A 21,843-nucleotide genomic window follows, 5' to 3' on the forward strand; every position below is an offset into this window, starting at 1 on the left:
TCACCCGAGAGAATCCCCGGTGGATCCCCTAGGCCGGGTGGGCGCGCAGCGCGGCGGCGAACCAGGTGAACACCGGCCCCAGATCGGGCATCTCCGGCCAGCCGTTGATGGCCGAAACCAGCCGCCAATAGCGTTCCACGCGTGAATCATTGGCCACCTCGAGCCGCTCGAGGATCCAGCGGCGCAGTCGCGCGTCGTCGGGCTTGCCGAAGGTGTCGGCGTAGCGCGCGGTGAGCCCGTCGACGACCGTGGCGGCGGCCTCGGAGTCGGCGCTCAGTCCGTCGGCGAGGGCCTTACCGATATCGGTGCGGACGGCTTCGGTCAGGTCGTGGTGCAGCCCGGTGGAATCGCCCTCGGCGCGTTCCCGGGCCTGGTACTCGGCCATGGCCCGGACCGATTCGCGGAAGTCGTTGTCCTGCACCAGTTCCACAAGTTCCATCCACGCCGTGATCTGCGCGACGGTCGGGTCGTCCGGCAGTTCGGGCATGCTGGTGCGGACCAGCTCCACCATGGCGGGATTGGCGTCCACGCCGCCGTACGCGGCGTCGACGAAGTCGTCGATCAGCCGGCGGCGTTCGGCCTCGGACAGGCGCATCAGGTTGTGCATGAGTTCCATTTCCTCTCGGTGGGAGCCCCGCTCGGCCACGGCGCGCAGGACCGCGCGCCGCATCCGCAGGATCCGGATCTGCACGTCGAGCGCATCGGCGTGGGCCGCGGCCACCGCGGTCAGCGAGGTCTCGCGCGCCAGCACCCGCGCCACGGTGGGCAGGTCGATGCCCAATTCGCGCAGGGTGCGGACCAGTTCCAGGCGGGTAGCGGCTTCGGCGTCGTAGAGCCGGTAGCCGGTCGGGGTGTGATCGGTCGGCGGCACGATCCCCTTGTCGGAGTAGAACCGGATCGTCTTGACCGTCAAGCCGGTCCGTTCGGCCAGAGCGCCGATCGTGAAGAGCGTGTCGTCGTCCATGCCCCAACCTTCCTGTCTCCCCCGGATGGAGACTCAAGTCCTCCAGCTATCGTCGGACCGATAATCGGAGATTCCGAGATTTCGGGACATGCGAAACGGAAGCGGCGATGACCGAGACGAGTTCGACAATGCAATCCGCGGCCGGAACTCGCCTCAACCGGAAGGGGCGGGAGACCAGGCAGCGGCTACTCGAGGTGGCCATCGGCTGTCTCGCGACGGGGTCCGGGGAACCGCTGTCGGCGAATCGGGTCGCCCGGGAGGCCGGGGTCAGCTGGGGGACGTTGAAACATCAGTTCGGCGATATCGACGGACTGTGGGCGGCCGTGCTCGTCGAATTGACCGATCGCACCGGGGCGAACAGCCCCGAGAGCTGGCCGCAGGTGACCGGGACGATCCGGGAGCGGGTGTGGGAGATGGTCGATGCCATGTGGACCATCCTCGGCACTCCCGAGGGGCGGGCGGTCGAGACGCTGCGGGCCGGACTGCCCAATGGCCAGAAGGAACGGCTCGAGGATTTCCCGCTGACCACGGCGGCGATGGCCGGGTACGAGGACGCCTGGCTCAGGGCCTTCGAGTACTTCCTCGCGGACCTGCCTCTCGACGCGGACAAGGTGCATCGCGTCCAGGCGCTGATCCCGATGGCCATGCGCGGCATCAATAACGAGCGCCGGCTGTCCTCACCCGCCGAACTGACCGAAGCGCGCCACTGCCTGGTCGACTCCATAGCGTTTTACCTGCTATGACTCACACTCTTTGAGAACCCTCGTTGACAATTGTGACGGGGAGGTCCACTGTTACCTCCAGCTTTCGCAATCCAGTCAGGAGTGACTCATGTCTCCGTCTCCCGATGATCAGGGCATGCGCCTGCAGCGCAGTAGCCGTGACACCGCCGCCCTGATTCCCCGCCTCACCGCATGGCTGGCCACGCAGCTGCCCGACGACGCGAATCCGGAGCTCACGCTGGGGTCCGGCATCGACAGCAACGGCATGTCCGCGGAGACGCTCACCCTCACCGTGCGCTGGCAGGAAGCCGGAACAGAGCAGATCAACGACCTGATCGCCCGGGTCGTCCCCGCCCCCGGCGACTTCCCGGTCTACGAGCGCTACAACCTGCGCGAGCAGTTCGACGTGATGCGCATCGTGGCCGACGCGAGCGACGTCCGCGTTCCCCTGGTGCGGTTCCTCGAACCGACCGGCGAGGTACTGGGCACACCGTTTCTCCTGATGGATCGGGTCGACGGCCAGGTGCCGCCCGATGTCATGCCCTACACCTTCGGCAACAACTGGCTCTTCGACGCAGATCCGGAGCAGCAGCGCAGCGTGCAGGAGAGCACGGTCGAAACGCTCGCGAAGATCCACGCGATCCCGGACGCGGCAACCACGTTCGCGTTCCTCGACCCCGCGCACCCCGGTGACAGCCTGCTCGAGCGGAACCTGAACCGCGCCCGGGCGTGGTACGAGTTCGCGGCACGCGACATCGGGCCATCACCGTTGGTGGAGCGAATCCTGAAGTGGCTCACCGACAATATCCCGGAGCCGTCGTCGTACGAGACCGTGCTGTCCTGGGGCGACGCGCGACTCGGCAACCTCATGTACCGGGACTTCACCCCGGTCGCGGTGCTCGACTGGGAGATGGCGACGATCGGCCCCCGCGAACTCGACGTCGCCTGGATCACGTTCGGGCACCGTGTCTTTCACGCCATCGCCGAGAACTTCGGCTTCCCCGGCATGCCGGACTTCATGCGCGTGGAAGACGTCCGGGCGAGCTACGCCCGGCACTCGGGCGTCGAACTCGCCGACCTCACCTGGTACACGATGTTCGCCGCCCTCAACTACGCCGTCGTCTTCCTGCGCGCCGGCGGCCGCCAGATCCATTTCGGTGAGATGGAGCGCCCCGAGGACATCGAGGTGCTGCTCCACCACCGAGCGATCGTCGAAGAACTGCTCACCGAACTCGGCGCCTGAAACCCGGCGTCCGCCTGTTTCGAAACCTATTAGGGAAGTACAACTCTCGTGACCGATCAACTGAACGAACTGTCCTACTACTGCATCACCCGGCATCCCGCCGACGCCCGCGTCCTGCTGCCCGAGGCCCGCGACGCCGAGCGAATCGGCCTCGGCTCGTGCATGATCGGCGAGCGCATGACGGTGAAGGACTCCGCCGTCCTGTCCGGCGGTCTCGCCGGATGCACCACCGACCTCGGAATCGCCGCCGCGGCAACCAATCACCACACCCGCCATCCCATGGTGACCGCGACCATCGGCTCGACCATGCAGGCGATGACCGAGGGCCGGTTCGCCATGGCCTTCGGGCGCGGGATGGCGGCGAACTGGAAGGCGATCGGGCTGCCCGCCGTCACCGAGGCGCAGCTGCGGGATTTCGTCGGCATCCTGCGCCGCCTGTGGGACGGCGAGACGATCGTGAATCACGATGGGCCCGCGGGCAAATGGCCCGTGCTGTACCACCAGAACGGCCTCGACGAAGCGCCGCCGATCGGCTTCGTCGCGGTGGGCCCGAAGACCATGGAACTCGCCGGTGAGATCGGTGACTTCGTCGTCCTGCACACCTTCTTCTCCGACGAGGCCACCGCGAACTCCGTCGCCGCCGTGCGGCGTGGTGCCGAGCGGGCGGGCAAGGACCCCGACAGCGTCCGCATCTGGTCCTGCCTGGCGACCGCGAGCGACGCGCTCACTCCCGAGGACCAGCTGCGGCGGCGGACCGGTCGCCTGGTGACCTATCTGCAGGCGTACGCCGACATCCTGATCAGCGCCAATGGCTGGGATCCGCAGGTGTGGGAGCGGATTCGCGGCACGCAGCTGTACCAGGACGCCGCGGCGGCGGGCCCCATCGACGCGTCCGCCTCGGTCGAGGTGCTGGAGCAGCTGGACGCGCTCATCCCGGACGAATGGCTCGCCTCGGCCGCCTACGGCACGCCCGAGCAGTGCGTGCGGAAGATCTCCCGCGAATACGACCTCGGCTGCCACTCGGTGATCATGCACGGGGCCAGTCCGCACGAGCTGGAATCGGTGGTGGACGCCTACCGGGCCAACCGGCCCACCCTGCGCCGGGCCGTGGCCGCCAACCCGGGAAAGTTCGCCTGAGACAGGGGTTCTCGCTGTGCGTCGAGCCGATGGTCAGCCATCGGCTCGAGGTGCGGCGACCGGGGTGGCGCAGCTGGCGGGTGGATCGATCAGGCGACAGTCGGCGACTGGACGCAGGGGCAGGTAGTCGGCGGAGACCCCGTCGTGCGCGATGATGGCGCGGTAGGTGACGACCGCGTCCGTGGGGATTCGGGTCAGGGCCGGATCAGTGCGCACGTTCACCGTGTAGAGACCGAATCTCGGTGTGTAGGAGCTCCATTCGTAGTTGTCGGTCAGGCTCCAGTAGTTGTAGCCGATGAGGTTCATGCCATCGGATCTCGCACGCTGGAGCCAGTAGACGGTGTCGCGGAGGTGATCCGAGCGGGTGTAGCCGTCCGCGCGGGGTCGAGCGTTCTCGGTCGGCATGCCGTTCTCCACGATCCACAGCGGCCTACCTGGAAAACGCTGTGAATAGTGCTGCAGCGCAAAGTAGATGCCCTCGGGACGGACGGGGAGATCCCACATGCCCGAGGGTGCGTTCGCGGCGGCGAGATCCGGCGGTTCGTAGCCGAAGTAGTAGTCGACGCCGATGACGTCGAGCCGGTCGCCGATCCGGTCCATCAGGGGTCCGTTGACCTGCGACTCCGCCCCGGCGACATAGCCGACATTGCTGGTCACGAGCGCGTTCGGCTGGATCTGGTGGATGTAGTCGTAGATGGCGTCGTGCGCCTGCGCCACGCTGTCGAGCATCTGATCGGCGTCGGTTCCGTTCTGGCGGACCTCGTGCATGATATACGCGATCGGCTCGTTGATGGTCACCCAGACCGGGTTGCGGGCGGCGTAACGGTCGACCACCTTACGCATGTTGGCGAGCCAGTCCGAGACCATGCCGGGATCGCGCCAGCCGCCGCGGTCGGCCGCCCAGCCGGGATACACCCAATGGTCCAGCGTCAACATCGGACGCATACCGGCGGCGACGATGGCCCCGATCACATCGTCGTAGTAGGCGAAGGCCGACGAATCCCACACGCCCGGTTGGGGTTCCAGTCGAGCCCATTCGATCCCGATACGGAAGACCTTGACGCCGAGGCTCTTGGCCAGGGCGATGTCGGACCGGTAGCGGGTGCGGAAATCGACGGAACCGCCGAGGCGATCCCAGCCCGGATCGGCGTCGATATAGCGCGTCCAATTGCTGTCGGGTGACTGACCCTCGGATTGGAATCCGGACGCCGCCACTCCCCAGAGGAAATCGTCCCCCAGCACCCCGGCGCGTTCCTCCGACGCGGTACCGGACACGCCGGGGACCAGGAGTAGTGCGGCGGCCGTGACGAGGGCGGACGCGACGAGACAGCGAAATCGAGTGCGCATGAGCACTTCCCCGGGACCAGTACTCGAAACGAGTGAATGCGGCTACTCACTCCTGGATAGCTGCGCATTGTTTCGAGCGCGCAGCGGGTCGATAGTGGTTTGGCACAATCCATTAGAGTCAGCCCATGTCGAGATCGAAGGCGGGGCGGGCGGTGCGCAAGCGGGTGCCGCGGCGGTCGCTGGGTGAGTGGAAAGCCGCGGTGGATCGGCCGGATCCGGTGGCGGTGCTGGAGCGGCAGGCCGCCACGCGGCTGCCCGAACTGATGGGGATCCGGTACGAGCGGATGGCGGCCGGACGGCTCCCGTTCTTCCGGGGCGCGCCCGCCATCATGGCCGGGGATCTGGCGAGCGGCGCGAACACCGGCCTGCACGTGCAGCTGTGCGGTGACGCCCACCTGTCCAACTTCGGGCTGTTCGCCTCGCCGGAACGGTCACTCGTGTTCGACGTCAACGACTTCGACGAGACGCTGCCCGGCCCCTTCGAATGGGATGTGAAGCGGCTCGCGGCCAGCGTGGCGGTGGCGGCACGGGCCAATGGCAGCGACGACGAAGAGGCCGGCGAGGCCGCGGTCTCGGCGGCGCGGGCCTATCGCGAGGCCATGAACCGGCTGGCCGAGCTCGGCGAGACCGACGTCTGGTACGAGATGGTCGACGCCGACAAGGTCGCCGCCCTGATGCGGCCGAAACACCGCAAGCTGACCGCCAAGGTGATCAGCCGGGCGCGGACACGGACCAGCCTGCACGCGCTGGACAAGCTCACCGAACTCGGACCCGACGGCGCACCGCGCATCAAGGCCGACCCGCCGCTGCTGCTGCCCGTTCCGAAAAAGGCACAGAAGCAACTGCTTTCGGTGCTGACGGACTACCGGGACACGCTGCCCGAGGAGCGCCGCATCCTGCTGGACCGCTACGAACTCCGCGACATCGCCATGAAGGTCGTGGGCGTCGGCAGCGTCGGCACCCGCTGCTACATCGCGCTGTTGACCGGCCGCAACACCGGCGACCCGCTGTTCCTCCAGGTGAAGCAGGCCGAGCCCTCGGTGCTGTCAGCACACCTGAGCCACAGCCAGTTCCTCCATCAGGGCCACCGCGTCGTACACGGGCAGCGGCTCTCCCAATCGGCCGGCGACATCTTCCTCGGCTGGGCCACCGGCCCCGACGGACGCTTCTACTACTGGCGGCAGTTGCGAGACATGAAGGGCTCCTTGAGCATCGACGACATGTCACCCGCCCAGTTGCGCGAGTACGCCGCCCTGTGCGGCCACACCCTGGCCCGCGGGCACGCCCGGTCCGGCGACCGGACGGCCATCGCGGCCTACCTGGGCGGCAAGGACACCTTCGATCGGGCCATGGGCGAATTCGCGCTGGCCTACGCCGACCAGACCGACGCCGACCACGAATCCCTGCTCACCGCAATCGAATCCGGGCGGATCACAACTGGGCGTTGACCGCCAGGACCAGTTTGCCCGTCGAGGAGCGGCCCGCCATCAGCCGATGCGCGTCGGCCGCTTCGGCGAGCGGGAACTCGGCGGTGATCGGCAAACGCACCTTGCCGGAGGTGGCCAGGTCGAAGGCGTGAGCGGAGATCTCGCGCAACACCTCCGGAGCCGAGCCGCTCAGGCCCAGGATGGAGAATCCGGCGACGGAACGGCCCTGCGGGAACAGTTCGGGCGCACCGACCTGCCACGGGGCCCCGCCACCGGCATTGCCGAATGAGACCAGGCGGCCGAAGCGGGCCAGCGACTCCAAGGTACGGCGGAAGGTGTCACCGCCGATCGACTCCAACGCCAGGTCCACCCCGCGGCCACCGGTGGCGGCGCGCACGTCGGCATCGAACGATTCGTTCAGGAACGCATCGTCATAACCGTATTCGCGCGCGTACTCGGCCTTGGCCGGGCTGGAGACCACGCCGTACACCGCGCCCGCACCCGCCAGCTTGGCGATCTGCGCGGCCACCGTGCCGACGCCACCGGCAGCGGCCTGCACCAGCACGGTCTCGCCCGGTTGCAGGCGGCCGACCGTGTGCAGCAGCGCGTAACCGGTCGGAAGCACCGTGGGAAGCGTTGCGGCAGTGCGTAAATCGACACCGTCGGGCACCGGGAAGACTGTCGTCGCGGAGACGACGACGACCTCGGCATACGCGCCACCGTCCGAGATCGCGGCCACCGCCTGCCCCACGCTCAGCCCCTCGACGCCCGCGCCGACCGCCCGCACCCGACCGGACAGCTCCAGCCCCGGCACATACGGCAACGCCGGAACCCGATACCCCACCGAACGAGCCTGCAAGTCAGCGAAATTCACCCCGACGTACGCCACCTCGATGGACACCTCCCCCGCGCCCGGCTCCGGCACTTCCAGCTGCACCGACCGCAGCACCTCGGGCCCGCCGTACTCGTCGAATCGAATCGCGCGCATACCGCCACACTCCCTCTCCGCCTGCTCACCAGACGCGTCGCCACATCGCCCGAACCCGGACGCACGAGTGCAGCATGCGCGACGCGCCGACTATTCCGCAGGCCGCGCGGGTGTCCCCTGTCGGCCACCGGTCGTCTTCGGCGCTGCCTACTCGCCTCATACCGCGGTCGTAGTGGGTTGTGGCCGTACATGTCTCGGATTCACCGAGGTTCCCGGCGTGCGGCGGAGGTGGCCTCCAACCCGGCCTATCCCGGCCGGTTGGAGTTGCGGGCGGTGCCGCGGTGGGCGACGACGGTGGTGGGGTCCTCGGGCCAGGCGTGCTTCGGGTAGCGGCCGCGCAGGTCGGCGCGGACCTGGAGCCAGCCGGCGCGCCAGAAGGACGGCAGGTCGGCGGTGACCGCCACCGGGCGCCGGGCCGGGGAGAGTAGGTGCAGGACAGGCGACACGCGGCCGTCGGCCAGGCGCGGCGTCTCCGTCCAGCCGAAGATCTCCTGGACCTTGACGGCGAGGACCGGTGGGTCGGTGGAATAGTCGAGGCGGACGTTGCTGCCGGAGGGCACCTCCAGGCGTTCGGGGGCGAGTTCGTCGAGCCGGGCGGCCTCGGGCCAGGGCAGCAGGCGGCGGAGGGCTTGACCGGCGTCCACGCGCTCCAGGTCGGCGCGGCGGCGGGCGGTGGAAAGTTCAGGGGCGAGCCAGGTTTCGATGTCCGCGAGCAGCGTGTCGTCGTCGACGGCTGGCCACGGCGCGCCCAGCGTGCGGTGCAGGAAGTCCAGGCGCTGCCGCAGGCTCCGGGCATCATCGGTCCAGCGCAACAGGTCGAGGCCGGTGGCGCGCAATCCCCGCCGCAGCGCAGCCGCGACCAGTTCCGGGCTCGGATCGCGCAGAGGCTGCTCCGACAACACGATCGCGCCCAACCGGCGCACTCGGCGAGCCACCAGATCACCATCGACCCAGTCGACCTCGTCCACGGTGGTGAGCAGATTGGCGGCAGCTCGGCGGGCCAGTTCCTCATCGGCCTTGGCCGCCAATCGGATTCGCCCCTCGGATTGCCCGGGATCTCGCCCCGCCACCGCGATCGCCAACCATTCGGCATCGCCCAATCCGCTTCCGGGCGGCAGGGTCACCGCGGTCCCACCCGCCATCAGATAACTGGCCGACCCGGAAGCGCGACGACGAGCGAGTCGCTCCGGATAGGCCAGTGCCGCGACCAGAGCCGGATCATCGCCACCCGAACGGGGTGTGGACCTCCGACCACTGTCGATGTCGTCGCCGACGAGGCGCGCCAGACGTTGCGCCTCCTGCTGCCAGCGGGCCGGGCGATCGCCGCGCAGGGCGCGCAGGGCGGCGACCAGATCCACGCCGGGGGCCAGTGCGTCGTCGTCGAGGAGGGCCACCACCTCGGCGGCCGCGCGGGCTCCGACCTCGGTCGCGCCGTCGAGAAGGGCTCTGGCCAATCGGGGGTGGAGGCCGACCGCTGCCATGCGGCGGCCTCGATCCGTCACCGCGCCATGGTCGTCCACGGCGTCGAGGGCACGCAGGACCGCGCGACCCGCGGCGAGGCCGCCGGTGGGGGGTGCGTCCCACCAGGCCAGGCCCTGGCCGTCGACGGTGCCCCAGCAGGCCAGTTCCAGCGCCAGCCGGGTCAGGTCGGCGGTGCGGATCTCCGGCTCGGGGTAGCCGGGGAGGGTGGTGTGCTCGTATTCGGGCCAGCAGCGCCAGGCGCGGCCGGGGCCTTCTCGGCCCGCGCGGCCCGCGCGTTGTTCGGCGACGGCGGCCGAAACGCGGACGGTGGCAAGGCCGGACAGGCCGCGGCGGTGGTCGATGCGGGGGACTCGGGCCAGTCCGGAGTCGACCACGGTGCGGACGCCGGGGACGGTGAGGCTGGACTCGGCCACCGCGGTGGAGAGGACGACTCGACGGCGGGCGCCCGGGCGCAGGGCGGAATCCTGCGCGGCGGCGGGCAGTCTGCCGTGCAGCGGGACGACGTCGACGTCGGGCAGGTCGGAGAGCAGGGCGGCGGTGCGGCGGATCTCGCCCGCGCCGGGGAGGAAGACCAGGACATCGCCGGGGCTGTCGGTGAGGGCCAGGCGGGTCGTGCGGGCCACCTGCTGCTCGATGCGTTCGCGGGGCAGCGGTGGCACGTAATCGAATTCGACCGGGTAGGTGCGACCGTGCACCTCCAGCACGGGGGCCGACGGTTCCGACTCACCACCCAGCAGGACCGAAAGGCGATCCGCCGCAACGGTCGCGGAGGTGGCCAGCACCCGCAGGTCGGGGCGCAGTCCGGCGCGGGCGTCGAGGAGCAGGGCCAGCAGCAGGTCCGCGTCCAGGTGTCGCTCGTGGCATTCGTCGAGGACGACCACGTCGACTCCATCGAGTTCGGGGTCCTTCTGCAAGCGCCGCACCAGCAGTCCCGAGGTCACCACCTCGATGCGGGTGCGGGGTCCGACCTTGCGGTCGCCACGCACCGAGTATCCGGCGGTCTCCCCGACCCGCTCCCCCAGTAACGCGGCCATACGCGCGGCGGCGGCGCGCGCGGCCAGTCGCCGCGGCTCCGCCACCACCACGCGGCCGGCGGTGGCGGCGGCCAGGGCCAGCGGGACCAGCGTCGTCTTACCGGTGCCCGGCGGGGCGACCAGGACGGCGGTGCCGTGCTCGGCCAGCGTGTCGGTGATCTCGCCGAGCGCGGCGCGCACGGGGAGGTCGGGGAGATCGGGCAGTTTCATTACCGTTCAGTCTGCCGCGTGGGCCGGATCGCGCCGCGACCACCTCACACGCGACGGATCTCGCGACCGGTTCACGGTGGTTCACCCTGCGACAAGATCGGTCTAAGGTGGGCGGGTCGATCGCGAACGAGGAGCCGCCTACCCCATGGGAATTCGATCCCGCCGTCGCTCGAGCCATGCCGAAATCCCTGCGGCGCTGTCGCTGTCGGCCGTGGTCACGCTGGGCGCGATACTGCTGCCCGCGACCCCCGCCGCCGCCGCGCCGCACCCGTGGGCGCCCGCGCCCGTGAACAGCTGTGGAGAAACGGGATTCGACCCGGTCAACCGGCAGGCCGACCCGAGCGGATCGACCTCGCAGCCGCCGCTGACCATCAAGGTGCCCATCCCGGTGCCGCAGATCGTGACGGTCAGCCAGTACGCGCCGACGCCGGACGCCAACCGGGTGGATGTCGCGTTGCCCGAGGACCCGTGCGCCAGCCCGTGCCCGGACGTCCGCGACACCGAGGCCCCGACCCCGGCCCCGCCGGGCGGCGGCAGCGCGTCGCTGCCGCAGATCGAGGTCGCCCCCGATCCCGAACCCATCCCGATCGTGGTGCCCGGCGGTGAACCGCCCGAGCCGCAGCCCGCGCCCACCCCGGCCGTCCAGCCGTCGGTGCCCGCGCCCGCGGCCGCCGCGGTGGCCGCGCCACAGGTGGATTCGGTGGAGCTGGTCAATCAGGTGACCGGGCGCGGGTCGGTCAACCGCACCGACACCCGCTGGTCGGTCGACGGCACCGACCTCGGGCTGATGTGGGAGAGCAAGCCCGGCCAGGTCGCGGTCGTGTTCGGTGACACCTTCGGCAAGGGCTGGAAGCCCGGCGGCGCGGGCACCGACACGCAGGACTGGCGCAGCAATGTGATCGCCTACAGCAGCACCCGTGATCTGTCGCAGGGCCTGGTCCTCGACGACTTCGTGCAGAACACCCGCTGCCACGCCACCGAGATCCTGGACAGCCGCAAGGTCAAGAACTACGAGACCACGACCATCCCCACCTCCGGCTTCGCCGTCGGCGATCGCCAGTACCTGACCTACATGTCGGTCAATCGCTGGTCCAAGATCCCCGGCATGTGGTGGACCAACCTCGGCGGCATCGCCTGGTCGGACGACCACGGCCGCACCTGGACCAAATCCCAATGGGCACGCTGGGACAACCTGTTCGGCGTCGGGCGCTTCCAGGTCGCGACGATGGTGCCGCACGGCGACTTCGTCTACATGTTCGGCACGCCCAACGGCCGGCTGGGCACCATCGGGCTCGCCCGGGTGCCCGCGGATCAGGTGCTCAACAAGTCCGCGTACCAGTACTGGGTCAAGGACGCCTGGGTTCCCGCCGACGGCGCCAACGAAATGCTCGCCACGCCCCTGATCACCGGCACGGCCAGTGAGCTGTCGGTCCACTTCGACGCCGAGTCGAACCGCTGGCGGATGGTGTACCTGGACACCGTGCGCGGGCAGATCGTGCTGCGCACCGCCGCCGACCCTCAGGGCACGTGGACCGAACCGGTCGCGCTGATCAATACCGAGGACTACCCGACCGCCTACGGCGGGTTCATCCACCCCTGGTCCACCGCCCAGGACCTGTATTTCACGATCTCCGCGTGGAACAGCTACAACGTCTACCTCATGCACGCGAAACTGAAGTAGCGCAGCTGTTTTGTATCCGGTCCACCCCGCGCGGGCCCGGACCGATCGAATCCATGCGCGATCACGCCGTGGTGCGGACGGTCGATCACGCCGGTCGGGGAACCTTTGACGTCGTCGGGCACCATGGGTGGTCGTGGAGAGGTGTGTGACGTGAGATCCATGCGGGTGACTCGGCAGGAGTGGGTGCGGCTCGGGGCGATGGCCGGGGTCATCGTGGCGCTGCACATCGTGGGATGGGTGACGCTGGTGGCGTTCGTCGCGCCGCAGCAGCTGAGCGTCGGGGACCGGACGCTCGGGATCGGAGTCGGGCTGACCGCGTACACGCTGGGGTTGCGGCACGCGTTCGACGCCGACCACATCGCGGCCATCGACAACACCACGCGCAAGCTCATGGGCGAGGGGAAGCGGCCGCTGTCGGTGGGATTCTTCTTCTCGCTGGGGCATTCGTCGGTGGTGTTCGGGCTGGCGCTGCTGCTGTCGCTCGGGGTCAAGGCGATCGCGGGGCCGGTGGAGGACGACTCCTCGGCGCTGCACCGCTACACCGGGCTGATCGGCACCACGGTGTCGGGGACCTTCCTCTACATCATCGCGCTGCTGAACATCGTTGTGCTGGTCGGCATTCTGCGGGTGTTCCGGCGGATGCGGAGCGGGGACTTCGACGAGGCCGAGCTGGAAGCCCAGCTGGCGCAACGCGGTCTGGTGAATCGGCTGCTCGGGCCGATCATGAGATCGGTGACCAAGCCGTGGCAGATGTACCCGATCGGGCTGCTGTTCGGCCTCGGATTCGACACCGCCACCGAGGTCGCGCTGCTGGTGCTGGCCGGGACCAGCGCGGCGGCGGGACTGCCCTGGTACGCCATCCTGTGCCTGCCGGTGCTGTTCGCGGCCGGCATGAGCCTGCTCGACACCATCGACGGGACCTTCATGAACTTCGCCTACGGGTGGGCGTTCGCGAACCCGGTGCGCAAGATCTACTACAACCTGACCATCACGTCGCTGTCGATCGCGGTCGCGCTCATCATCGGCACGATCGAACTGCTCGGTCTGCTGGCCGAGGAGTTCGGCTGGACCGGCGGACCGTGGGACACGATCAGCGGGCTCGACCTGAATCTCATCGGATTCCTGATCGTCGGACTGTTCGTCGTCACCTGGGCCGCCGCCCTGCTCACCTGGCGGTACGGCCGGATCGAGGAGAAGTGGGCGGCCGGATTACAGCCGCGCGCGGACACTCTCGACTGATCCATCGGCCGCAATCCGGCGAGGCGCTAGGAACCCGCCTGGGAGCCCAGGAAATCCAGCAGCAGTTCGGTGTCGTCGCCGTAGTCGACGTGGGCCTTGGAGGCGTAGAAGTTGGCCAGGTCGACGCCCTGACGCGTCATTTCCATCAGGTTGTTGACGCTGTCCGGATCGCCGAGGCTGATCAAGGTGCGCGCGGCGGCGCGGAGGTCGCTGCGGATGGCGGAGGTGAACGGGCCGAGCACCGAGCCCGCCAGATCGAGGCCGGCGGGGGTGAGGGTCACCAGTTCGGCCGCGGCGGCCAGCGCGTTGTCGTGGGCGAGGGCATCGGCCGCGCGCCACAGGCTGTCCTCGACGCGGCCCAGATTCGTGGCGATGCCCACGATGTCGATCTGGGTCAGCGCGTCGGCCAGAACACTTGTCGCGGCGGTCCAACCGGTCGGGTCGACACCGCCGGCCGCCCGGATCACCGAGGCGACCAACGGCAGGTCCACCCCGGCCGCGGCCTGGACGAGCGGGCCCAGCGCGGTATTGAGGTCCTTCGCGATCTGATGCGCGGCGGGGATGTTGCCCGCCTCGATCAGATCCTGCAGCCCGGTGAGTTTGGCGAGGATGGCGGGGATGTTCGCCGCGGTCGCCGACCAGCCCGCGCCCACCTTGATCGCCTGCGCGAAGACCGGGCCCGGATCGATGCCGGGCGGGATCACGGCCGCGATGGCGTCGGGGTTACCGGACACCACCTGGCCGAGCGCCGAAAGGAACGGCGACCCCGCGGCATTGAGCGAGCAGTACAGGTCACCATCGGCGCACATGGTGCGCACGCGGTCGGTCAGCGCCCCGAAATCCTGGGTCCGGATGCCGGCGATGCCGTGGCCCGGCTGCGGAGTCCCCAGCGGGAGAGCGGTTCTCGGGTCGCGGTGCGGGTCCGCCACCAGGCCGACGCCCACCACCCGGTCGGCGGCGATCGGGCCCTCGCCATTGCCGATCTCGGTCGCGAAGTCGCCGACGCCGTCCGCGCCCTGGCTGTACCCGGCGAGCATGACACGGGTCTTCGTGCACAGACCGCTCACCATCTCGCGCAATCGGGCCTCGAGGGTGCTCAGCGACTGCGCGTAGGTCAGGCCCTGGTCGAAAGCGCTTGCGGCATAGGGGGCGTAGAGGACGGTGATGTCGGATCCGAACTGCCGTTGCAGGCCGTCGCCGATCGGCCGGAGCAGGCCGACAGGGACGGTCGGATCGGCGTCGGGATTGGTCTCCCAGGTGCCCGGCGCGAGAATCGCGGTGTAGCGGGTGCACGGCTCCGGGCCAGGCGTTTCCGCCCGCGCCGCGCCGATACCCGGGGTCCCGACCGTGACGGCCGCGGTAACCAAGATCACCGCGCACGAGGTCGCCAGCCTGCTCATCGTTCCGATTCCTCTGCCGCCGAAGGGGTCCCGTTCCCGAGCCGCGAAGGACAGATCCGCAGCACAGTCATAGCTAATTCTCGCCGCTCGGCGGCGATTTCGCAGGGTTTTCAGACACATCGGCGTTTCAGTTGGTTGGCAATTTCCGCCATGCCGAATCGCTATCAATCACGCGGGCTGATCCGGCCATGCGCGAATCGCCGTTGATCGAATCACCGGATCGCCCGAAACTGAGTCGAACCCGAATCTCCCAGGAAGTGAAACGACATGCAGCACAGCACATTACTGGCCGACGAAGTCCTCGACCCGCCGCACGCGCCCCCGACCTTCGGGGTCATCTCCCTGATCGCCGCCACGGTGACGACCGGGCTCCTGGCGGGCGTGTTCTACGCCTACGCCTGCTCGGTCATGATCGGGCTGGGCAAGTTCGACGACAAGACGTACGTCGAGGTGATGAACAGGATCAACGTGGTGATCGTGAACCCGGTGTTCATGCTCAGCTTCCTCGGCTCACTGGGCTTCTCGGTGCTGGCCGGGGTGTTCTACCTGCGTTCGGACCTGCGCCCGGTACTGATCTGGATCGCCGTCGCCGTCGCGCTCAACCTGCTGAGCCTGATCATCACCTCCGGCTTCAACGTCCCTCTGAACAACAACCTGGCCACCGCCACCGACGCAGCCCCCGGCCTCGCCGACTACGCCGCCCTGCGCAAGGACTTCGAAACCCCGTGGCTGACATGGAACATCGTCCGCGCCCTGGCCAATACCGGGGCCCTGGCCACCCTCGCCTGGGCACTGGTCCAGCACGGTCGCCTGACCAGGTGATCTCGCTTCCACCAGGCGATTAGCGCCTTTATTGGGATCTCATCGATGAGCGGCGCGACCGTTGGGTCACTCCGCTCACACCCGAGGAATCCCATGAACCTCCGCCCCGCAGCCGCCGCCCTGGCCATCGCCGCCGGCGCCACCGCCCTGCCCACCACCGCCCAGGCCGCCCCTCCGAATGGGCCGGCAACGACAGCGCGAACCGCGGCTACTCCCCGCCACCCGAGCCGAACCAAGGCATTGGCCAATCGCTTGACCATCGGTGAAAAGTGAGGCACTCTACTGAACATGTTCACTGAACGTGTTCACTCTCGCGCCGAGGCGCGCGACGCGACGCGGCGAAAAGTGCTCGCAGCGGCTGAAAAGCTTTTCCGCACACAGGGTTTCGCTTCGACGACCATCCGGCAGATCGCCACTGACGCCGAGGTCAGCACGGGATCGGTGATGGCGGTCGGAGACAAGGACGCACTGCTGGTCGCGGTATTCGACGACTGGATCGCGGCCGTGCACCGCACTCGCGGCGAACGCGGCGACCTGCCGGAGACCCCGCGCAAGGCCATCATGGCGTTGTTCGAGCCGTTCATCGGCTACTTCGCGCAGGACCCGGCGCTCTCACGCGAATACAGTTCGATCATCGTGCGCGGCACTCACGAGTCGGCGATCTTCGCCGACCTCGCACTCGCGCTGGTCTCCGAAATCGAGAACGTACTCAGCGCGGCCGGGCTGAACAACGCGGAGGCGGCGCGACGCGCGCGGGTCGTGTACTTCGCCTACCTGGGCATCGTGATGACCACGGGAAACCAGGCGGCCAGCGGCGGATCACCGCTCGAGCAGTTGTACGAGGTCATCGACTTCGCATTGCAAGAAACCAGTGAGGGACAGCGCTGACCGCGCGACAAGCGTGCGGTAGTTCGGCATCGGGGAGGCAAGTATGAAAATCGTTGTGGCGGGAGCCGGGTACGCGGGAACGATCGCGGCGAATCGGCTGGCGAAAAGGGTGCGCGATGCGCAGATCACCGTGGTCAATCCTCGCGCGGAGTTCGTCGAACGGGTGCGGCTGCACGAGCAGATCTCAGGAACCGGCTCGGCCGCAACGCCCTTGAGGGCAATGCTCCGCGACGGGATCGGGATCCGCGTCGACTCGGTGGAGAAGATCGGCGACGGCGTCCTCACCCTGCGCGACACCCCGGAGCTCGCGTTCGACTACGCGCTACTGGCCGTCGGCAGTACCGTCCTCTCGCCGACCGGCACGGTTCCCGTAGGCACCTGGGAAGGCGCGCAACGGGCTCGAAAGCTGTTGGGCGAGTTGACCGAAGGCAGCACGGTCACCGTAGTCGGGGGCGGGCTGACCGGCATCGAGACCGCGAGCGAGATCGCCGCGGCCCACCCGGATCTACGAGTACGCCTCGTGGGCGCCACCATCGGCGCGAGTCTGTCCCCGGTCGCGCAGCGACGCGTGCTCGCCGATCTCGAGCGTCTGGGCATCGAGCTCGTGCTGGGCACGTTCGCCGAGGTGCGCGCGGGCAAGGCAGGCGACGCCGTCGTACTCGAGACAGGTGATGTGCTCGGTTCGGATCTCACGCTGTGGGCGATCGTGTCCGGGGTACCCGATCTCGCGGCCCGCAGCGGCTTGCGGGTCACTCCCGATGGCCGTGCGGTGGTCGACGACTTCCTGCGCAGCGTCAGCGACCCGAGAATCTTCGTGATCGGCGACTGCGCGGCCGTCCTGAACGCTCGATTCGCCTGTGCCACAGCCACTCCACAAGGAGCACACGCGGCCTCGACCTTGGCCCGACTGATCACGGGCCGCGCCCCGAAGCCCTTCTCGATGGGCTACACCGGCCAAGCACTGAGCCTCGGCCGCCGCAACGGCCTCGTGCAAGCCTCCCGGCGCGACGACACGCCACGCCGGCTTTTTATCGCCGGGCGACTGGCCGCGATCAGCAAGGAATCGATCAACCGCTACGCGAAGTATGGTTCTCGCACAGCCAATTACGCGTGGCTGCCGGGCGCCGGCACGTCGCATCGGCCGCGGTGAGGCCGGCGTCGATCGACCCCGAACCAGCTCAGCTCTGACTTCGGCCGCCCAGCACCTCGCGGAACAGGGCTTGCCGGAGCGCGAGCTCCCGCGGATCGCTCCACAGGTGAAATCCGTACCTGTTGGTCACATACGCGAATCCGATCCCGGTGTCCGGATCGGCCATCCCGAACGACCCTCCGGCGCCGGGTGTTCCGAACGCCCGATCCGACGATCCGAAAGTGAACGTCGGAAACGGCTTCATGAAGCCGAGCGAGAACTGCGAATCGCAATACAGAACCTGGTCGCGCAGACCCTTGACCGGCGGCGCGGCGGGGTTGATCAGCGCATCGAGAATGTCCGGCGCCAAACCGATTTCCGCACCGCCGGTGGCCGCGCACCCATAGAGAGCGGCAATAGCCCGGGCCGTGCCGATTCCGTTCGCGGCCGGCATCTCGACGGTGCGGGTCTCCTCGTGATTGAGATCGTCGAACTCCCGAACACCCGGTGTCGTGAACGCTCGCGCGGCCAGGCTGCGCGGATTGAGCAGCCCGAGCACGAACCGCGGCGGCATCGTATTGAGGTGCAGCATCGCCTCGTAGCGCGACCAGGCGTGCAATCGCGCCACCCGGTCTCGATCCACCGAATCCGGCAACCCGATATGGAAATCGAGGCCCAGCGGCGCGGCTACCTCCTCGGCGAAGTACCGCCCCAGCGTCCTCCCGTCAGGATCGGCATGCCGTATCAACTCGGATTCGTACCAGCCCAACGTAACCGCGTGATACCCGTGCCGCTCCCCCACCGGCCACGCCGGAGCCTGGGCCGCGATCTTCGCCGACAACCGCCCCGGATCAATCAGATCCGCCAGGGTCAATGCCCGGTCGAGAACGGGTAGCCCCGCCTGATGCGACAACAACTCCCGCACCGTCACCGAGCCCTTCCCCGCCTGGCCGAACTCCGGCCAGTACTCCGCCACCTTCGTGTCATAGGAGATCAGCCCCCGCGACGCCGCCACCGCGACCGCCAGCGACGAAACCCCCTTCGAGGTCGAGCACACCGTAACCATCGTGTCCCGCTCCCACGGCGCCCCACTGACCCCGTCTCGATACCCACCCCACAGATCGACGACCTTCACGCCACCCCGATACACCGAAACCGCCGCCCCGATCTCTCGCCCGCTGCACATGGTGCGGCGAAAGACATCGGCAACCTTCCCGAACCCCTCCTCGACCTCCCCCGAGATCAGATCGGGCGGCACCTTGACGCTGAGAACCATGGCTCACTCCGTCGCCGGCTGAGGCGGGCCCCGGCGAACCCCCCGCCTCGATCCGATCGTAGACCCGCGCTACCGCACGCCCGCCACGCCCTCCTCTACTCCGGCCGCAGGTAGGGGCCGTAGGGGACCAGTCCCGTCGACTTGGTCGCCAGATGGTCCCCGACAATACGAAAGCGGCCCGGAACCAATAGGTTCCGGGCCGCTTCGTTAGTAGCGGGGACAGGATTTGAACCTGCGACCTCTGGGTTATGAGCCCAGCGAGCTACCGAGCTGCTCCACCCCGCGTCGGGTGAAGACAACCGTACACAGGGGGCCTGCGATACACCTAATCCGCTGATCAGGGGATGTTTTCAGGCGTCGCCGGGGCCGCAGGTCAATCCGTCCTTGTTGCGGTCGAGGTTGTGGCGGTCGCGTTTGCCGTGGATGGGAAGGGAGGTGAGGCCACCGCGCATCGTTACACCCCGATCGAGGACACTCCGAAAAGAGTGCACTGCTCGAAAACGATTGTCGCAGTACATGTTCCGGCAACTCGAACTGGGCCGTCGGTATATGAACACGGCAGCCCCAAGAGCCTGTCGCGGACCGCGAAATTCATGATCAGCCGAATCATGGTGTGCCGGGCCGATGGCCGGATGGCCCGCGCCAGATGCGAGAACGGCCCGGAACCAGGAGGTTCCGGGCCGTTCTCGTAGTAGCGGGGACAGGATTTGAACCTGCGACCTCTGGGTTATGAGCCCAGCGAGCTACCGAGCTGCTCCACCCCGCGTCGGGTAATGACAACCGTACACAGGGGCGGAGGCTGCGCCTAATCGGCTCGTCAGGGGCTGTTTTCAGGCCGGAGTCGGGGTGGGGTGCAGGGGCTCGGGGGTGGCCGCGGGGGTGGAGCGGTCGGTGGTGGTGAGGTGGCGGGCGACGAGCATGAGGGCGAAAGCCGTGAGGAGCATGGCGACCAGGACGGCGATCGAGGTCCAGAACATGGTGTCGTACAGGGCGATGTCGGCGCGGATGACGGCACGGCGGGCGAAGGTCATCGGGGCGATGTCCTCGAAGGGACGGAACGCGGGAGGGGTTGTGCCCGCGGGGAATACACCGCCGAAGGTGAAGATCTGGAACATATAGAAGGCGAAAGCGGCGATCGAGCCGGTGACGCGGCCGAACACCACGATGAACAATTGCGTGGTGACCGCGGCCACCGCGCCGACCAAGACGATCACGGCCGCCATGACCGGCCACTGCTCTGGCGACCAGCCTGCCGAACTGCCGTAGCCGGCGGCCAGCGCGGTCAGGACGATGACACCGGCCGCGCCGACCGCGGAGCCCCGCAGCAGAGGTACGGCGGTGCGTCGCCAGGGGGTGCGGCCGGTCGCGGCTCCACGCCACGGGCGCACCAGCATCCAGAGCACGATGGCGGCCAGGAACGCGCCCATGACCACCAAGACCGGGCCCGCGCCGCGGGCGATCTCCTTGTGGCTGCGGTCGCCGCCGCGGACCAGTTGGCTCGGCTCCTGGTTGCGGACGTCCATGGTGACGGGCTGGGCGATCACGTCGGCGGAGGCCGTGGTGTCGGTGATGTGGGGGGCGGCGGAGGCGCCGTCGCGGAGGCCGGTGTCGAGTTGGGTGGCGCCGTCGTCCAATTGGGTGACGCCGGAGCGGAGTTCGTGGCCGCCGTCGGCGAGTTGGCGCAGGCCGGTGGAGAGTTCGGTGGCGCCCGCGCCGAGTTGGACCGCGCCGTCGCGGAGTTGGGTGGAGCCGTCGGCCAGGGCGAGGACGCCTGCGCGGTATTCGGCCTTGGGGTCGGTGAGCTGGCGGGCCAGTTCCTTGGTGCCGTCCCGCAATTGGGTGAGCTGGCCGACCAGGGAATCGGGGTCGCCGGGGCGCTGGCCGATCAAACCCTTCAGCTGGGTGGCGGCGTCGGCCACGGACGGATCGGGGTTCTTGCTCAGCTCGTCGAGCAGCGGGGTCAGCTGCGTCGCGAGCTTTCCGGCGGGTTCGACCACGTCGAGCAGGGGCGTGATGATCTGGTCGACGCCGTCGCGGATCTGGGTCGCGCCGGTGCCGAGCTGGTCGGTGCCGGAAACCAGCTCGTGGGCGCCGTCGGCGAGTTGCACGGTGCCGGTGTGGAGTTCGCGGGTGCCCGCGACCAGTTGGGAAGCGCCGGTGGCGGCCTCGTCGAGACCGGTCGAGAGTTGCCCGGAGCCGTCGGCCAGCTGAGCGGTGCCCTGCGCCAACTGGGTCGCGCCCTTCGACGCGTCACCGATGCCCGCGCCGAGACTGTTGACGCCGACCAGGATCTGCGAGGCGTAGCTGCGGCCGATGGTGGCGGCGATCTGATTCTGGGCGTCGGCGATCACGCTATTGGCGACGGCCGGGCCGAGGGTGCCGTTGAAGTCGTTGTACCAGACCGCGATTCGGGCGCGCTGCGGCACAGGATCGGTCACGCTCAGCACACTGCGTGTGAAATCCGCGGGGATGACGACCGAGAACGCGTAGCGGCTCTCGCGCAGGCCCTGCACGGCTTCGGCGCTGCTGACCCGATGGAACTGCAGCTCACCGCCGGACACCAGGGTGTCGAGAATCTCGGTCCCCATGTTCTGGGCCTTGCCGTCGGAGACGCCGCCCACATCGTCGCTGGCGACCGCCACCGGGATCCGCTTCAGATACAGCTCCGGGTCCCACATGATCCACATGTAGACCGCTGAGATGAGCGTCGGCACCACCAGGAACAGCACCACCAGGACCCGAAGCGGACCCGAGGCCCGGCGCGTCCGGAGCAGCTCGCCGATGCGTGCGCGAATGGATGTCGATCTGTCTGCCACGGCGAAACCCCGATGCTGCCCAGTGAAACGTTCGAGCC

The 21,843-nt window shown here is 68.7% G+C and carries 16 protein-coding genes, 2 tRNA genes and 1 pseudogene; 10 read left to right on the plus strand and 9 right to left on the minus strand.

The features are described from left to right. Positions 1–28: 28 nt before the first annotated feature. The gene (locus ABZ412_RS30205) at positions 29–964 is read right to left on the minus strand and encodes a MerR family transcriptional regulator (RefSeq protein WP_357286865.1); all 936 of its coding nucleotides are present in this window, start codon (positions 962–964) and stop codon (positions 29–31) included. 107 nt (positions 965–1,071) lie between these two features. On the opposite strand from ABZ412_RS30205, the gene ABZ412_RS30210 reads away from it, so the two are divergent. From ABZ412_RS30210 to ABZ412_RS30220, 3 genes are all read left to right on the plus strand, one after another. After that, positions 1,072–1,707 carry a TetR/AcrR family transcriptional regulator gene (locus tag ABZ412_RS30210; RefSeq protein WP_357286867.1) on the plus strand — a complete coding sequence of 212 codons (636 nt, stop codon included), beginning with the start codon at positions 1,072–1,074 and terminating at the stop codon, positions 1,705–1,707. Positions 1,708–1,795: 88 nt separating this feature from the next. After that, positions 1,796–2,929: a phosphotransferase family protein gene (locus ABZ412_RS30215; RefSeq protein WP_357286869.1), complete on the plus strand. Its 1,134-nt coding sequence runs from the start codon at positions 1,796–1,798 to the stop codon at positions 2,927–2,929. 48 nt (positions 2,930–2,977) lie between these two features. Then, complete coding sequence (locus tag ABZ412_RS30220; RefSeq protein WP_357286871.1) at positions 2,978–4,066, plus strand: TIGR03857 family LLM class F420-dependent oxidoreductase; 1,089 nt, start codon at positions 2,978–2,980, stop codon at positions 4,064–4,066. 33 nt (positions 4,067–4,099) lie between these two features. On the opposite strand, the gene ABZ412_RS30225 is transcribed toward ABZ412_RS30220, so the two are convergent. Next, complete coding sequence (locus tag ABZ412_RS30225; protein WP_357286874.1) at positions 4,100–5,413, minus strand: family 1 glycosylhydrolase; 1,314 nt, start codon at positions 5,411–5,413, stop codon at positions 4,100–4,102. A 125-nt stretch (positions 5,414–5,538) separates the two neighbouring features. Between ABZ412_RS30225 and ABZ412_RS30230 the strand changes: the two genes are divergently transcribed. Continuing rightward, positions 5,539–6,861 carry a DUF2252 domain-containing protein gene (locus ABZ412_RS30230; RefSeq protein ID WP_357286876.1) on the plus strand — a complete coding sequence of 441 codons (1,323 nt, stop codon included), beginning with the start codon at positions 5,539–5,541 and terminating at the stop codon, positions 6,859–6,861. Here the strand turns inward: ABZ412_RS30230 and ABZ412_RS30235 are convergent. Together ABZ412_RS30235 and hrpB are read right to left on the minus strand one after the other, a co-directional pair. Beyond that, the gene (locus ABZ412_RS30235; protein WP_357286879.1) at positions 6,845–7,828 is read right to left on the minus strand and encodes a zinc-binding dehydrogenase; all 984 of its coding nucleotides are present in this window, start codon (positions 7,826–7,828) and stop codon (positions 6,845–6,847) included. The genes ABZ412_RS30230 and ABZ412_RS30235 overlap by 17 nt on opposite strands. Before the next feature lie 245 nt (positions 7,829–8,073). After that, entirely contained in the window at positions 8,074–10,554 is a 2,481-nt protein-coding gene (hrpB, locus tag ABZ412_RS30240) for an ATP-dependent helicase HrpB (protein WP_357286882.1), read from the minus strand. A 145-nt stretch (positions 10,555–10,699) separates the two neighbouring features. On the opposite strand from hrpB, the gene ABZ412_RS30245 reads away from it, so the two are divergent. Both ABZ412_RS30245 and ABZ412_RS30250 read left to right on the plus strand, forming a co-directional pair. After that, positions 10,700–12,235 (plus strand): DUF4185 domain-containing protein, encoded by a 1,536-nt coding sequence (locus ABZ412_RS30245; RefSeq protein ID WP_357286885.1) that lies wholly within the window; start codon positions 10,700–10,702, stop codon positions 12,233–12,235. Positions 12,236–12,394: 159 nt separating this feature from the next. Continuing rightward, the gene (locus tag ABZ412_RS30250; protein WP_357287004.1) at positions 12,395–13,474 is read left to right on the plus strand and encodes a HoxN/HupN/NixA family nickel/cobalt transporter; all 1,080 of its coding nucleotides are present in this window, start codon (positions 12,395–12,397) and stop codon (positions 13,472–13,474) included. Between the two features lie 26 nt (positions 13,475–13,500). Here the strand turns inward: ABZ412_RS30250 and ABZ412_RS30255 are convergent, their stop codons facing one another. Next, positions 13,501–14,874: a cutinase family protein gene (locus ABZ412_RS30255; protein WP_357286888.1), complete on the minus strand. Its 1,374-nt coding sequence runs from the start codon at positions 14,872–14,874 to the stop codon at positions 13,501–13,503. A 267-nt stretch (positions 14,875–15,141) separates the two neighbouring features. Between ABZ412_RS30255 and ABZ412_RS30260 the strand changes: the two genes are divergently transcribed. The 4 genes and pseudogenes from ABZ412_RS30260 (at position 15,142) to ABZ412_RS30275 (ending at position 17,734) form a co-directional block, all read left to right on the plus strand. Continuing rightward, on the plus strand, positions 15,142–15,696 hold the full coding sequence (locus tag ABZ412_RS30260) for an anthrone oxygenase family protein (protein WP_357286891.1): 555 nt from the start codon (positions 15,142–15,144) through the stop codon (positions 15,694–15,696). Between the two features lie 288 nt (positions 15,697–15,984). Next, positions 15,985–16,131: pseudogene (locus tag ABZ412_RS30265) on the plus strand (TetR family transcriptional regulator); the annotation flags it as partial. 9 nt (positions 16,132–16,140) lie between these two features. After that, the gene (locus tag ABZ412_RS30270; protein ID WP_357287009.1) at positions 16,141–16,584 is read left to right on the plus strand and encodes a TetR/AcrR family transcriptional regulator; all 444 of its coding nucleotides are present in this window, start codon (positions 16,141–16,143) and stop codon (positions 16,582–16,584) included. 43 nt (positions 16,585–16,627) lie between these two features. Then, positions 16,628–17,734, plus strand: a complete 1,107-nt coding sequence (locus tag ABZ412_RS30275; RefSeq protein ID WP_357286893.1) for an FAD-dependent oxidoreductase — start codon at positions 16,628–16,630, stop codon at positions 17,732–17,734. Between the two features lie 28 nt (positions 17,735–17,762). On the opposite strand, the gene ABZ412_RS30280 is transcribed toward ABZ412_RS30275, so the two are convergent. From ABZ412_RS30280 to ABZ412_RS30295, 4 genes are all read right to left on the minus strand, one after another. Beyond that, positions 17,763–18,989 (minus strand): serine hydrolase domain-containing protein, encoded by a 1,227-nt coding sequence (locus ABZ412_RS30280; RefSeq protein WP_357286896.1) that lies wholly within the window; start codon positions 18,987–18,989, stop codon positions 17,763–17,765. 211 nt (positions 18,990–19,200) lie between these two features. Next, a tRNA-Met gene (locus tag ABZ412_RS30285) sits at positions 19,201–19,274 on the minus strand. A 407-nt stretch (positions 19,275–19,681) separates the two neighbouring features. After that, positions 19,682–19,755 (minus strand) — tRNA-Met (locus ABZ412_RS30290). Between the two features lie 64 nt (positions 19,756–19,819). Then, positions 19,820–21,805, minus strand: coding sequence for a YhgE/Pip domain-containing protein (locus tag ABZ412_RS30295; protein WP_357286899.1), 1,986 nt, complete (start codon positions 21,803–21,805; stop codon positions 19,820–19,822). Positions 21,806–21,843: the final 38 nt, after the last annotated feature.

This window comes from Nocardia sp. NPDC005746, assembly GCF_040630785.1.
GTDB lineage: Bacteria > Actinomycetota > Actinomycetes > Mycobacteriales > Mycobacteriaceae > Nocardia.

Bases quoted from the DNA above. Each gene is read 5' to 3' on its own strand.
- ABZ412_RS30205 (WP_357286865.1), bottom strand. From the start codon at position 964: ATGGACGACGACACGCTCTTCACGATCGGCGCTCTGGCCGAACGGACC.
- ABZ412_RS30210 (WP_357286867.1), top strand. From the start codon at position 1,072: ATGACCGAGACGAGTTCGACAATGCAATCCGCGGCCGGAACTCGCCTC.
- ABZ412_RS30215 (WP_357286869.1), top strand. From the start codon at position 1,796: ATGTCTCCGTCTCCCGATGATCAGGGCATGCGCCTGCAGCGCAGTAGC.
- ABZ412_RS30225 (WP_357286874.1), bottom strand. From the start codon at position 5,413: ATGCGCACTCGATTTCGCTGTCTCGTCGCGTCCGCCCTCGTCACGGCC.
- ABZ412_RS30230 (WP_357286876.1), top strand. From the start codon at position 5,539: ATGTCGAGATCGAAGGCGGGGCGGGCGGTGCGCAAGCGGGTGCCGCGG.
- ABZ412_RS30235 (WP_357286879.1), bottom strand. From the start codon at position 7,828: ATGCGCGCGATTCGATTCGACGAGTACGGCGGGCCCGAGGTGCTGCGG.
- hrpB (WP_357286882.1), bottom strand. From the start codon at position 10,554: ATGAAACTGCCCGATCTCCCCGACCTCCCCGTGCGCGCCGCGCTCGGC.
- ABZ412_RS30245 (WP_357286885.1), top strand. From the start codon at position 10,700: ATGGGAATTCGATCCCGCCGTCGCTCGAGCCATGCCGAAATCCCTGCG.
- ABZ412_RS30250 (WP_357287004.1), top strand. From the start codon at position 12,395: ATGCGGGTGACTCGGCAGGAGTGGGTGCGGCTCGGGGCGATGGCCGGG.
- ABZ412_RS30255 (WP_357286888.1), bottom strand. From the start codon at position 14,874: ATGAGCAGGCTGGCGACCTCGTGCGCGGTGATCTTGGTTACCGCGGCC.
- ABZ412_RS30260 (WP_357286891.1), top strand. From the start codon at position 15,142: ATGCAGCACAGCACATTACTGGCCGACGAAGTCCTCGACCCGCCGCAC.
- ABZ412_RS30270 (WP_357287009.1), top strand. From the start codon at position 16,141: ATGGCGGTCGGAGACAAGGACGCACTGCTGGTCGCGGTATTCGACGAC.
- ABZ412_RS30275 (WP_357286893.1), top strand. From the start codon at position 16,628: ATGAAAATCGTTGTGGCGGGAGCCGGGTACGCGGGAACGATCGCGGCG.
- ABZ412_RS30280 (WP_357286896.1), bottom strand. From the start codon at position 18,989: ATGGTTCTCAGCGTCAAGGTGCCGCCCGATCTGATCTCGGGGGAGGTC.